The organism is Oxalobacteraceae bacterium OTU3CAMAD1 (assembly GCA_024123915.1).
Classification (GTDB): Bacteria; Pseudomonadota; Gammaproteobacteria; order Burkholderiales; family Burkholderiaceae_D; genus Rugamonas.
In genome coordinates, this window is record CP099650.1 from 7,020,620 (window position 1) to 7,033,723 (window position 13,104).

Below are 13,104 nucleotides of genomic sequence, written 5' to 3' on the forward strand. Positions count from 1 at the left end.
TTTTTGATCAGCACGACCTCTGTAACCCGCACGGCCGTGCGGGGTCGTACCCCTCGGGGTACGACCCCTAAGTGGTGACGCATGTGTATCGCTAAGGGCCGGCCGGGTTTTCAGCCGTGGGGCGAACGCCAGACGCCGGCGTTGACCACGCCCGCGCAGGGATTCATGCCGATGGCGTAGGACAGGTCGGCCGGGCGGGCGATGCGCCACAGCGCGAAGTCGGCCCGCTTGCCCGGTTCCAGCGTGCCGATATCCGCCTGCCGGCCCAGCGCGCGCGCCGCGTGCGCGGTGCAGCCGGCCAGCGCCTCGAGCGGCGTCAGTCGCCACAAGGTGCAGGCCATGTTCATCGCCAGCAGCAGGGACGTCATCGGCGACGTGCCGGGATTGCAGTCGGTGGCGACGGCCATCGGCACGCCGGCAGCGCGCAGGGCGGGCACCGGCGGCGGCGTGGTATCGCGCAGGAAGTAGTAGGCGCCCGGCAGCAGCACCGCCACCGTGCCGGCGGCGGCCATCGCGGCGATGCCGTCGTCGGTCAAATGTTCGAGGTGGTCTGCCGACAAACCGCCGTAACGCGCCACCAACTGCGCGCCGCGCTGGTCGGACAGCTGCTCGGCGTGCAGCTTGACCGGCAAGCCATGCGCCTGCGCGGCCTGGAACACGCGCTCGGTCTGATCGTGCGAAAAGCCGATCCGCTCGCAGAAGGCGTCGACCGCGTCGATCAGGCCCTCCCGCGCCAGCGGCGCGATCATGTTGCGGACTTCGTCGATGTAGTCGTCGGCGCGGCCGGCAAACTCCGGCGGCAGCGCGTGCGCGCCAAGGAAGGTGGTGGCGACATCGACCGGGAATTTGCCCGACTCGTCCCGGCCGATACGGCGCGCCACGCGCAGCATCTTAGCCTCCGATTCCAGGGTCAGGCCGTAGCCGGACTTGATCTCGATGGTGGTCACGCCCTCGGCCAGCAGGCTGCGCACGCGCGGCAGGCTTTGCGCCAGCAATTCGTCTTCCGACGCGGCGCGGGTGGCGCGCACGGTGGACATGATGCCGCCCCCGGCGCGCGAGATATCCTCGTAGGTTGCGCCGTTCAGGCGCGCCTCGAATTCATCGCTGCGGGTGCCGGCGTGGACGATGTGGGTGTGGCAGTCGATCAGGCCCGGCGTCAGCCAGCAGCCCTCCCCGTCATGCGTGGCCGCCGCCCGCGCATCGGCGGGCAGCGCGGCCCGTGGTCCCAGCCACGCGATGCGGCCGTCCTTGACGGCGATGGCGGCATCGCGGATTTCGCCGTAGCCCCCGTCCATGGTGGCCAGGTGCACATTGGTAAACAACACATCCCACGCGGTCATGCCATGCCTTCGTATTTTTCTGATTCTAGTTATTGACGATATCGACCACGAACACGGTCGCCTGCGCCGCCTCCAGGCTCCACACCTGTTCGGATTCGATCACCAGCATGTCGTAGCGCACCATGGCGATGCGTTCGCGCGCACTGCAGACGGACACGCTTTCGCCGTCGGCCAGGAACACCAGCGTGGTGCTGGCGCGCCGGTTCAGCTCCAGCGTGCCGCGCACCACGCACGCTTCCAGCCGGTGGCGGCAGCGGCCGCGCCGCGTCATCACATTGAAATCGGTGGTGTTGGCGCCGGTGACGGTGGCGTGCACCGCATCCTCGCCGGCGAACTCGATCAACGGCTCGCTGGGACTAAGCACCACGCGCTCGTCGCCGAAATCGAGCAGCACGCCGTCGCCGTCGACCAGCGCCAGGGTGCGGTCGATACCGGGAAAAACCGAGAACGGGCCGTCCTGGCTGATGGTTGCCAGGCTGACGCGCCAGTCGAAATCGTCAAAACCGGCGCCGGGGGGAGAGACGGCGATTTCGGTCGTGCTGCCGCCGCCGTTCTTCCACGGCGCGGGCATCAGGCTTGCATACTGGATCAGCTGGGTCATCGGAACTCCCTCAGTTCGGCCATCGTCTGCTTGAAGCGCGCAGCGATCGCCCGCTGCGCCACGTGCTGCTGGTTGCGTACTACCCACTGGCCGCCGACCATGACGTCCTTGACCAGATTGTCGTTGCCGCTGAAGACGAAACTGCCGAGTACCTCGTCCAGCGCCAAGCCATACAGATTCGGGTGATCGTCATCGAGCACGATCACATCGGCGCGAAGCCCGGGCGCCAAGGCGCCCACCGGACGTCCCGCCGCCTGCGCGCCGCCGCGCAAGGCGCCCTGCCACAGAAAATCGCCGACATTGCGCTCCGTGGCCGACACCGCGATATTGCGGCGCTGGTGCTGCAGGCGCTGGCCGTATTCCAGCCAGCGCAGTTCCTCCACCGGGCTTTGCGAAATGTGGCTGTCGCTGCCGATGCCGAAGCGACCGCCCGCCGCCAGGAAATCCTCCAGCGGGAACAGGCCGTCGCCCAGGTTCGCCTCGGTGGTCAGGCACAGGCCGGCCACCGCGCCGCTGCCCGCCATGCGATCGACTTCGCCGCGCGTCAAGTGGGTGGCGTGCACCAGGCACCAGCGCTCGTCGACGGCGACGTGATCGAGCAGCCACTCGACCGGGCGGCGCCCGCTCCAGTCCAGCGACTGCCGCACCTCCGGCTGCTGCTCGGCGATGTGGATGTGCACCGGGCGACTGGATGGCAATGCCGCCAGCACCGCGTTGATTTGTCCCACCGACGCCGCGCGCAGCGAATGCGGCGCCACGCCGACCTCGGTTTGCGCGTCGCGCAACGGTTCCAGCGCCTCGATCACACGCAGCACATCGGCGACGTCGGTCTTGAAACGCTGCTGTTCGGGTTTCAGGGCGCTCTCGCCAAAACCGGAATAACTATACAACACCGGCAGCATCGTCACGCCGATTCCGGCCAACCGTGCGGCGGCTATCACGCGCTCTGCCGTTTCGGCCGGGCGCGGGTACATGGCGCCGTCCGGCGCCCGTTGCACATAGTGGAATTCGCACAGCGAGGTGTAGCCGTGGCGCAGGCATTCGGAGAACAGCTGGGCCGCGATGGCCTCGATGTGCGCGGGGGTGATGTTGCGGGCGAAACGGTACATCAGGTCGCGCCAGGTCCAGAAGCTGTCCTGGGCGCCGCCTGCCTTGTGCGGCCCGGCCTTTTCCGTGCGTCCGCCCAGCGCCCGCTGGAAGCTGTGAGAATGCAGGTTGATCATGCCCGGCAGCGCATACTCGACGGTTTCGACGGCTTCGTCGCCCTCCTCGGCAGTCGCGCCCGCGCGCACGGCCGTGATGGCGCCCGCCGCGTCCCACTCGATCAGCACATCGGTGCGCCAACCGTCCGGCAGCAGCGCGTGGCGTGCAAAAAGGGCAAAGAGCTTGCTCATCGGCGCACCCAGTCGGCGGCGGCCTGCGTCATCTCGCGCAGCAGCCCCCTCACCTGCTCGGCGCGGTCGGTCCGGTAACCGTACGGCGCTTCCTCGTCCATATAAGTCGACTGGCACATCTCCAGCTGGATCGCGTGCACGTTCGCACCCGGCCTGCCGTAGAAGCGCGTGATATGACCACCCTTGAAACGGCCGTTGACGGCCACGCTGTAGCGTTCCTGCGCCAGCGCGCGCGACACCACCGCTTCGCTCAGCCCCGGCGCGCAGGTGACGCCGTCGGCGGTGCCGAAGTTCAGGTCGGGCAGCTTGCCCTCGAAGAAACGCGGCACGTGCGAGGCGATCGAATGCGCGTCCCACAACGCCACCGCGCCGTGCAGCGCCAGCAACCGGTCCAGCTCCGCGCGCAGCCGCTCGTGATACGGTTTCCAGTAAAGGCCCAGGCGGCGTTCGACCTCCGCCTGGTCCGGCACCCGGCCCTCCAGATACAGCGGCTCGCGGTGGAAGGTATCGACCGGGCACAAACCCGTCGTGTCCTGCCCGGGATACAGGTTGGTGTTTTCCGGCGGCCGGTTCAAATCGATCACATAGCGCGACCACCGCGCCGACAGGGTCGATGCGCCCATCTCGCCAAGGAAATCGTACAGGCGCGCCAGATGCCAGTCGGTGTCCTGCTTGTCAACGGCGGCAGGCGTCATCGTCGCCGCGACGTCGTCGGGAATGTCCGTGCCCACGTGCGGCATGGACACCAGCAAGGGAATGCTACCTGCTTTGAACTGATAATCCATGGCGCCCCCGGTTATGGATGCAGCGATATAAACAACTCCTTGCACGACGCGCTCAACTCGCCGCGCATGACCATGCCCTTGGCGGCCTCGATATCCGGGGCGAAGAAGCGGTCCTGGTCGTAGACCGCCACATTCCGGCGCAATTGCGCATGCACGTGCTCCAGATGCGGAGAGGTCGTCAGCGGCCGATGGAAATCAATCCCTTGCGCCGCCGCCAGCAGCTCGATACCGATGATCACCGCCGTATTCTGCGCCATGTCGTCCAGACGGCGCGCCGCGTACGTCGCCATGCTGACGTGGTCCTCCTGGTTGGCGGAAGTGGGGATGGTGTCGACGCTGCCCGGATGGGCCAGCGACTTGTTCTCCGACGCCAGCGCGGCGGCGGTGACGTGGGCGATCATGAAGCCCGAGTTCAGGCCCGGTTCGCGCACCAGGAACGGCGGCAGGCCGGACAAAGTGGCATCGATCAGCAGCGCGATGCGGCGCTCCGAGATGCTGCCGATTTCGGCGATCGCCAGCGCCAGCGTGTCGGCGGCGAAGGCCACCGGCTCGGCGTGGAAGTTACCGCCCGAGACCACCACCGACAGCTCGCCGTCCTTGAACAGCAGCGGATTGTCGGTCACGGCGTTGGCCTCGATCAGCAGCGTGCGGGCGGCGTTGCCGATGATGTCCCAGCAGGCGCCCATGACTTGCGGCTGGCAGCGCAGGCAATACGGATCTTGCACGCGCTCGTCGCCGACCAGGTGCGAGGCGCGGATCGCGCTGTCGCTCACCAGTCGGCGGTAGATCGACGCGGCGGCGATCTGGCCCGGCTGGCCGCGCACCTCGTGCACGCGGGCGTCGAACGGCGAATCGCTGCCCTTGGCGGCGTCCAGCGACAGCGCGCCGGACACCATGCCCGCCTCCAGCAGGCGTTCGGCCATGAACAAGCCATGCAGCGCCAACGCGGCCGAGACCTGGGTGCCGTTGATTAGCGCCAGGCCCTCCTTCGCGGCCAGCACCACCGGTGCGATGCCGGCGGCCTTGAGGGCGTCGGCGGCCGGCGTGATCTTGCCGTTGAAGCGCACGTCGCCCACGCCCAGCATGGCCAGGGTCATGTGCGACAGCGGCGCCAGGTCGCCCGAGGCGCCGACCGAACCCTTGGCCGGGATGGCGGGCATGATGCCGGCGTTGTACAGCGCGATCAGGGTCTCGACGATCAACGGGCGCACGCCGGAGTAGCCGCGCGCCAGGCTGCCGATCTTCATCAGCATGATCAGGCGGCAGACGGCGTCCGACAGCAGCTCGCCGGTGCCGACCGAATGCGACAGGATCAGGTTGCGTTGCAGTTGTTCCAGCTTGTCGTCCGGGATGCGGGTCTTGGCCAGCAGGCCGAAACCGGTGTTGATGCCGTAGGCGGCGTCGCCCTTGGCGACGATGGCGCGCACGGCGGCGGCGGACGCCTCGATCACCGGCCAGGCTTCGGCGGCCAGCGACAACGGAGCGGCGGCGGTCCATACGGCGCGCAGTTCGGACAGCGTCATCGCGCCGGGCTTGAGGGTCAATGCGTTAGTGTTCATAGGTACTCTGAATTATTTGATCATAGGGAGGTTCAGGCCATTGCGCTTGGCGCAGGTGACCGCGGTCTCGTATCCCGCGTCGGCATGGCGCATCACGCCGGTGCCGCTGTCGTTGACCAGCACCCGCGCCAGGCGGCGCGCGGCGGCATCGGTGCCGTCGGCAACGATCACCACCCCGGAGTGCTGCGAATAGCCCATACCAACCCCGCCGCCGTGGTGCAGCGACACCCACGTCGCGCCGCCGGCGGTATTCAGCAAGGCGTTCAACAGCGGCCAGTCGGACACGGCGTCGGTGCCGTCCTTCATGCTCTCGGTCTCGCGGTTAGGGCTGGCGACCGAACCGGTGTCCAGGTGGTCGCGGCCGATGACGACCGGCGCTTTCAGCTCGCCGTTGCGCACCATTTCGTTGAAGGCCAGGCCGGCGATGTGACGCTCGCCCAGTCCCAGCCAGCAGATGCGCGCCGGCAGGCCCTGGAAGGCGATGCGCTCGCGCGCCATGTCCAGCCAGCGGTGCACCTGCGCGTGGTGCGGGAACAGCTCCTTGATCTTGGCGTCGGTCTTGTAGATATCCTCCGGATCGCCGGACAGCGCCACCCAGCGGAACGGGCCACGACCCTCGCAGAATTGAGGACGGATGTAAGCCGGCACGAAGCCCGGGAAGTCGAAGGCGTTTTGCACGCCATGGTCGAATGCCACCTGGCGGATGTTGTTGCCGTAGTCGACCACCTTGGCGCCCAGCGCCTGGAAGTCCAGCATCGCCCGCACGTGTACCGCGCACGAGGCGGTGGCGGCATCCTTCAGCGCTGCGTGGCGCGCCTCGTCGTGCTGCGCGGCCTTCCATTCTTCCACGCTCCAGCCTTGCGGCAGGTAGCCGTTGATCAGGTCATGCGCGGAGGTCTGGTCGGTGACCATGTCCGGCACCACGCCGCCGGCCTTGGCGCGTCGCACCAGCTCCGGCAGCACGTCGGCGGCGTTGCCCAGCAGGCCGATGGAGATCGCGTCGCCATTGGCCTTGTGCAGTTTGATCATCTCCAGCGCCTCGTCGATGCTGGCGGCCTGCTTGTCCAGGTAACGGGTGCGCAGGCGAAAGTCGATGCTGCTTTGCTGGCACTCGATGGTCAGCGAGACCGCGCCGGCCATGGTCGCGGCCAGCGGCTGCGCGCCGCCCATGCCGCCCAGGCCCGCCGTCAGCACCCAGCGGCCTTTGAGGTCGCCGCCGAAATGCTGGCGGCCCGCCTCGGCGAAGGTCTCGTAGGTGCCCTGCACGATGCCCTGGGTGCCGATGTAGATCCAGCTGCCGGCGGTCATCTGCCCGTACATGAACAGGCCTTTGCGGTCCAGTTCATTGAAGTGCTCCCAGTTGGCCCACTTCGGCACAAGGTTCGAATTGGCGATCAGCACGCGCGGCGCGTCCTCGTGGGTCTGGAACACGCCGACCGGCTTGCCGGACTGGATCAACAGGGTTTGATTGTCTTCCAGCTCGCGCAGCGAGGCCAGGATCTGGTCGTAGCACTCCCAGTTGCGGGCGGCGCGGCCGATGCCGCCATAGACCACCAGATGCTTGGGATTTTCCGCCACTTCCTTGTCCAGATTATTCTGGATCATGCGGTAGGCCGCCTCGGCGCCCCAGTTCTTGCAAGTCAGTTCCGGGCCACGGGGCGCGCGGATCTCGCGGCTGCCGTCGAATCGTGGATCGCTGTCTAAATGGCTGGTCATGGGGCCTCCTGTGGATGATGCCCACAAGGATAAGTTGTATAGACAACCAAGTCAACCCCTAACCCAACGGCTGGGGTCGTACCCTGTACGGGGTACGACCCCGGGTCACCGGGTTGGCCGTCGCTACTACTTTTTGTACACGCGCTTACCGCCCATCCAGGTCTGCAGCACAACGGTCTTGCCGATCTGCTCGGGCGCCACCTTGAACACGTCGCGGTCGATCAGGATGAAATCGGCCCACTTGCCCGGCTCCAGGGAACCGATGACGTTTTCCTGGTTGGCCGCGTAGGCCGCGTCCAGCGTGAAGCAGCGAAATGCCTCGTTCATCGTCATCGCCTGGTTCTTGTACCAGCCGCCGGCCGGCACGCCGGCGTTGTTCTGGCGCGTGACGGCGGCGTGCAAGCCCTCGAACGGATTGGGCGACTCCACCGGGAAGTCGGACCCGCAGGCGATCTTCGAACCCTGGTCGAGGAAGGTGCGCCAGGCGTAGGCGCCCTTGATGCGCTGCGGGCCGACCCGGTGTTCGGCCATGTTCTGGTCCGACGTCGCGTGCGTCGGCTGCATCGACGGGATCACTCCCAGCGGCTTGAAGCGCGGGATGTCCTCCAGCGCCACCACCTGCGCGTGCTCGATGCGGTGGCGCAGTTGCGCGTTTTTATATTGGGGGATCAGTTGCGCGTAGGCGTCGAGGATCTGGCGGTTGCCGGCGTCGCCGATGGCGTGGATATTGACCTGATAGCCGGCCCGCATCGCCTTGTTCATCTTGGACAGCATCTCGTCGTTGGGGTAGAACAGCAGGCCCTTGGTCGACGGCATATCGCTATAGGGCGACATCAAGGCCGCGCCACGGCTGCCCAGGGCGCCGTCCGAATACAGTTTGACGGCCGCCAGCGCGTAGACGTCGTTGGCGTAGGACTTGAGCGGGCCTTCCCTGGACAGCTCGTCGAAGTCGCCGGCGGTGTCGCCGATCATCGCGTACACCCGCGCGGTCAGCTTGCCGTGGTCCGCGTAGTCGCGATACAAATCGTCCTGCGCCACCTTGATGCCGGCGTCGTGCACGCTCGTCAGGCCCACCTTGGCCAGCGCCGCCAGCGCGTTGTCCAGTGTGCCGCGCGCCTGCGCGGGTGTTGGCAGCGGCACAACCTTGTTCACCAGCTCCATGGCGCTGTCGACCAGCACCCCGGTCGGCTTGCCGTTGGCGTCGCGCTCGATCTTGCCGCCGGCCGGATCGGGCGTGTCCTTGTTGATGCCAGCCATTTCCAGCGCCTTGGTGTTGACCCAGCTGGCGTGGGCGTCGACCCGGTGCAGCAGCACCGGCCGGTCGTTGACCACGGCGTCCAATTCGGCGGCGGTCGGGAAGCGGCCCAGCTTCCACACCTCCTGGTTCCAGCCGTAGCCGACGATCCAGGCGTTCTTCGGGTGGCTGCGGCTGAATTCCGCCACCGCGCGCACCGCGCCGCCCAGCGACGTCGCGCTGAACAGGTCGACCCCGGAGGCGATCTCGCCCAGCTCGAACACGTGGCCGTGGGCGTCGATCAGCCCAGGCAGCAGGGTTTTGCCCTGGGCGTCGATGTGCTGCGCGTCCGGCAGCTTGGCCGCCGTGTCCTTTTCGCTGCCCACCGCGATCACCCGTCCCAGATCGTCGAACCCCAGCGACGTGAAGCGCTGCAAGGTGCCCGCCGCCGTCAGCGTGTAGCCGTTGGCGTGGTCGATGATGGTGTCGGCGTGGGCCGGCGCCAGGATGGTGGACAGGGCAAAAGTCATTGCCGCTGCCAGCGGGGAACGTTGCAAAGGGGCGGTACGCATCAAATCTCTCCATTCGGAAGCAAGATCAGAGTGTAACCAAGTTTGCGCCGTGGTCAATCGAACTCGCCTTGGGTGTCGGGGTTTTACACCCGGGCGCCCGGGCGGGAGGGGTACAATGGCGGATTCGCCGCTCTCAGAACGCCACACGTGTCCAGCCGCCTACTCTATATCCGCCTGCTCAACCAGTTCCGCCCCTACGCCGGGATCGTCGCCGTCACCCTGTTCGCGGTCGGCGTGGCCGCGGCCACCGACGTGCTGCTGATTAACCAGCTGAAGAACGTGATCGACGCGCTGGCGCCGGCCGAAAACGCGACCGGCGCCCCCGCGACGGGCATCCTGGCCTGGGTGCGCGAGCTGCTCGCTCCCCTGCTGCCGAGCGACCCGGCGCGCGTGGCGCTGTGGACCATCCCGGCCGTCATCCTCGGCCTGGCGGTGATGCGCATGGTCTCCAGCTTCGTCGGCGAATACGGCGCCGCGTGGCTCAGCAGCCGGGTCCAGGCCAACCTGCGCGAGCAGATGTTCGCCCGCATCATGCGCCTGCCGAACGGCTATTTCGACCAGTCCTCGACCGGCACCACGCTCTCGCGCGTGGCGTTCGACGCCGCCCAGGTGTCGCAGGCGGTCCTCAACGTCGTCAACGTCGCCGTGCGCGACTCGGTGCAAACCATCGGCTACCTGATCACGCTGTTCCTCGTCGACTGGCAGCTGGCAGTGTTTTGCCTCGGCCTGTTGCCGCTGGTGGCGGCCATCGTCACCTTCACCGGGCGCCGCATGCGCCACCTGAGCAAAAGCGCGCAGGCGGCCATGGGCGAGTTGACGAATGTGCTTGACGAGAGCATCAGCGGCCAGCGCGTGGTGAAGATTTTCGGCGGCCAGCAATACGAGCAGACCCGCTTCGACGATGTGGTCAAGACCAACCGCCAGCTGGCCGTCAAGCACGCGGCGACATCGGCGCTCAACTCCGGCATCATCATGCTGCTGATCGGGATCACGCTGTCGTCGGTGATCTACTTCGCGCTGATCCGCAACCAGGCCGGCGCGCTCACGCCGGGCGACTTCGTCGCCTTCATGTCGGCGCTGATGGCGATGCAGTCGCCGATCAAGAACCTGACCAAGATTAACGAACCGATGCAGCGCGGCCTGGCCGCCGCCGAATCGGTGTTCGGCCTGATCGACACCGAGACCGAAGCCGACACCGGCACCAAAACGCTGGCGCGCGCCGAGGGCCGCCTGCAACTCGACGATGTCAGCTTCCACTATCGCGGCGCCGACGGCCAGCCGCTATCGCCGGACGCGCGCCCCGCCCTGGACCACGTCTCGCTGGACATCGCCGCCGGCGAAACGGTCGCCCTGGTGGGCAGCTCCGGTAGCGGCAAGACCACCCTGGCCGGCCTGCTGCCGCGCTTCTACGACGTCGGCGCCGGCGCTATCAAGCTCGATGGCGTCGACCTGCGCGAATACACGCTGGCGTCGCTGCGCAGCCAGATCGCGCTGGTGAGCCAGGACGTGGTGCTGTTCAATGATACCCTGGCGGCCAACATCGCCTACGGCGATCCGGCGCCGTCGATGGAGCGCATCGAGGCGGCCGCGCGCGCGGCGCACGCGCACGAGTTCATCGAGCGCCAGCCGGGCGGCTACCTGGCGCCGGTGGGCGAAAACGGTTTACGGTTGTCCGGCGGCCAGCGCCAGCGTTTGGCCATCGCCCGCGCCTTGTACAAGAACGCGCCGATCCTGATCCTCGACGAGGCCACCAGCGCGCTCGATACCGAATCGGAGCGGCTGGTGCAGTCGGCGCTGGAAGTGTTGATGAAGGGCCGCACCACGGTCGTCATCGCGCACCGCCTGTCGACCATCGAGAACGCCGACCGCATCGTGGTGCTCGACGGCGGCCGCATCGCCGAAGCGGGCAGCCACGCCGCGCTGCTGGCGCAAAACGGCATCTACTCGCGGCTATATCAAACGCAAAAAAGCGTCCAAATCGCTTAAAGCAGGCGCAGCGTCTGCTGCAGCTCGTCGAGCGCGGCCGGTTTGACCAGGTGGAAATCGAAGCCGGCGGCGGCGGTCTTTTCGCGGTCCTCGGCCGAGCCGAAACCGGTGTGCGCGATCAGCCGGATGCGCGACAGCGCCGAATCGGCGCGCAGCATGCGCGCCAGCGCGTAGCCGTCGACGTTCGGCATGCCGATGTCGAGGATCATCGCGTGCGGCGCGAATTCGCGCGCGCTCGCCAACGCCGTCGCCGCGTCGTGCGCCAGCCGCACCTCGTAACCCAGCACCTGAAGCAAATCGCTCAACACCTCACCCGAGTCGACGTTGTCGTCGACCACCAGCAGCCGGTTCAGGCCTTTGGCCGACGCCGGCGTGGGCAAACCCGCGCCTGCCGAGAAGGATGCCCCGGCCTGGGCGGCGCCGGGCGCCACCAGCACCGGCAGCTCGATGACGAAGCTGCTGCCCTGGTCCGTGCCGGCGCTTTCGGCGTACACCGTCCCGCCATGCATTTGCACCATCTTCGACACCAGCGACAGGCCGATGCCCAGGCCGTCGTGCGCGCGGTCGTGCGTCGACGCGCCCTGCGCAAACATGTCGAAGATGCGCGGCAGGTTTTCGGTCGAGATGCCGATGCCGTTGTCGCGCACCGCGATGCGCACGCGGTCCGGCGCCGGCAACGTCACCTCCAGCCGGATCTCGCCGCCAACGACGGTGAACTTGGCCGCGTTGTGCAGCAGGTTGCCGACTGCCTGCGCCAGCCGCACCGGGTCGCCGTGCAGGCGAATCGGCTGCGGCGGAACGGCGACGGTCAAGGTGTGGCCGCGCGATTCCATCAACGGCCGGGCCGTCTCCAGCGCCGGTTCCAGCACCGTTTGCAGCTCCAGGTCCTCCAGCTTCAGCGCCAGCTTGCCCTCGGAGATGCGGGCCACGTCGAGCAGGTCGTCCACCAGCCGCGCCAGATGGCCCACTTGGCGCATGATCACCTGGCGCGCCTTGCGGTGCACCTCCACCTGGCTGGCGTCCGCCACGCCCATCAGCGCGACCGCGTTGCGGATCGGGCTCAATGGGTTGCGCAGCTCGTGCGCCAGGGTCGCCAGGAAGTCGTTCTTGTTGTCGTCGGCCGCGCGCAGCAGGCCTTCCATGGTTTTACGCTGCGTAATGTCGCTGCTGATGCGGGCGATGCGGTAAGGCGTGTGGCCGGCGTCGCGCACCTGGAAGGCGCGGTCGCGCACCCAGCGCAAGGTGCCGTCGGCCAGCAGCAGGCGGTACTCCTCGTCGTAATGCTCGCCGTGCTGCGCCGCTTCCCAGCGGGCGGCGACGGCGATGCGGTCGTCGGCGTGGAGGGCGTTGAGCCAGTCGCCGGTGTTTTGCTGCAGCTGCGCCGCCGCCCGGCCCCAGAAGGTATCGTAGGCGTTGTTCACATACAGCAGGTCGCGGCTTTGCAGGTCGAACATCCAGAACACGTCCTCGATGTTCTCGGTCAGTTGGCGGAAGCGCTCCTCGCTGTTGCGCAGCTCCGTCTGCGTGCGCTGCAGGCGCAGCAGCGCGTTGACATTGGCCACCAGTTCGTCGGCCTCGATCGGCGCCGCCAGGTAGTTGTCGGCGCCGCCCTCCAGGCCACGGATCTTGTCGTCGCGCCCCGTCAGCGCGGCCGACGTTTGCAGCACCAGCACGCCGGCCGTCAGCGGATCGTCCTTGATCCGGCGGCACACCTCGATGCCATTGATGTCGGGCAGTTTAACGTCCAGCAGCACCAGCGCCGGCAACATCTGGCGCGTCAGCGCCAGTCCGTCAGTGCCGTTGGCCGCCTCCACCACCTTGAAGCCGGCGCCGTGCAGGATGCGCGTCTTGACATAGCGCGCGCCGTCATTGTCGTCGACATTGAGGATCAATATGCTGTCATGGTTCATGGCGTTG

Annotated in this window: 9 protein-coding genes; 1 reads left to right on the forward strand and 8 read right to left on the reverse strand. The window is 67.4% G+C overall.

Annotated features, from left to right (window positions below):
- Positions 1–110: 110 nt before the first annotated feature.
- The 7 genes from hutI to NHH88_30125 form a co-directional block, all read right to left on the reverse strand.
- Positions 111–1,340, reverse strand: a complete 1,230-nt coding sequence (hutI, locus tag NHH88_30095; protein ID USX13849.1) for an imidazolonepropionase — start codon at positions 1,338–1,340, stop codon at positions 111–113.
- Between the two features lie 25 nt (positions 1,341–1,365).
- Complete coding sequence (locus tag NHH88_30100) at positions 1,366–1,941, reverse strand: HutD family protein (protein ID USX13850.1); 576 nt, start codon at positions 1,939–1,941, stop codon at positions 1,366–1,368.
- On the reverse strand, positions 1,938–3,335 hold the full coding sequence (locus NHH88_30105; GenBank protein USX13851.1) for a formimidoylglutamate deiminase: 1,398 nt from the start codon (positions 3,333–3,335) through the stop codon (positions 1,938–1,940). Before NHH88_30105 ends, NHH88_30100 begins: the two co-directional genes overlap by 4 nt.
- Positions 3,332–4,120, reverse strand: a complete 789-nt coding sequence (hutG, locus tag NHH88_30110; GenBank protein ID USX13852.1) for an N-formylglutamate deformylase — start codon at positions 4,118–4,120, stop codon at positions 3,332–3,334. The genes NHH88_30105 and hutG overlap by 4 nt, the downstream gene beginning before the upstream one ends.
- Before the next feature lie 11 nt (positions 4,121–4,131).
- Positions 4,132–5,679: a histidine ammonia-lyase gene (gene hutH / locus NHH88_30115; GenBank protein ID USX13853.1), complete on the reverse strand. Its 1,548-nt coding sequence runs from the start codon at positions 5,677–5,679 to the stop codon at positions 4,132–4,134.
- 12 nt (positions 5,680–5,691) lie between these two features.
- Positions 5,692–7,395 carry a urocanate hydratase gene (locus NHH88_30120; GenBank protein ID USX13854.1) on the reverse strand — a complete coding sequence of 568 codons (1,704 nt, stop codon included), beginning with the start codon at positions 7,393–7,395 and terminating at the stop codon, positions 5,692–5,694.
- A gap of 126 nt (positions 7,396–7,521) precedes the next feature.
- Positions 7,522–9,159: an amidohydrolase gene (locus NHH88_30125; GenBank protein ID USX13855.1), complete on the reverse strand. Its 1,638-nt coding sequence runs from the start codon at positions 9,157–9,159 to the stop codon at positions 7,522–7,524.
- 189 nt (positions 9,160–9,348) lie between these two features.
- Between NHH88_30125 and msbA the strand changes: the two genes are divergently transcribed.
- On the forward strand, positions 9,349–11,187 hold the full coding sequence (gene msbA / locus NHH88_30130) for a lipid A export permease/ATP-binding protein MsbA (GenBank protein USX13856.1): 1,839 nt from the start codon (positions 9,349–9,351) through the stop codon (positions 11,185–11,187).
- On the opposite strand, the gene NHH88_30135 is transcribed toward msbA, so the two are convergent.
- Positions 11,184–13,097 (reverse strand): response regulator, encoded by a 1,914-nt coding sequence (locus NHH88_30135; protein ID USX13857.1) that lies wholly within the window; start codon positions 13,095–13,097, stop codon positions 11,184–11,186. The genes msbA and NHH88_30135 overlap by 4 nt on opposite strands.
- Positions 13,098–13,104 lie beyond the last annotated feature (7 nt).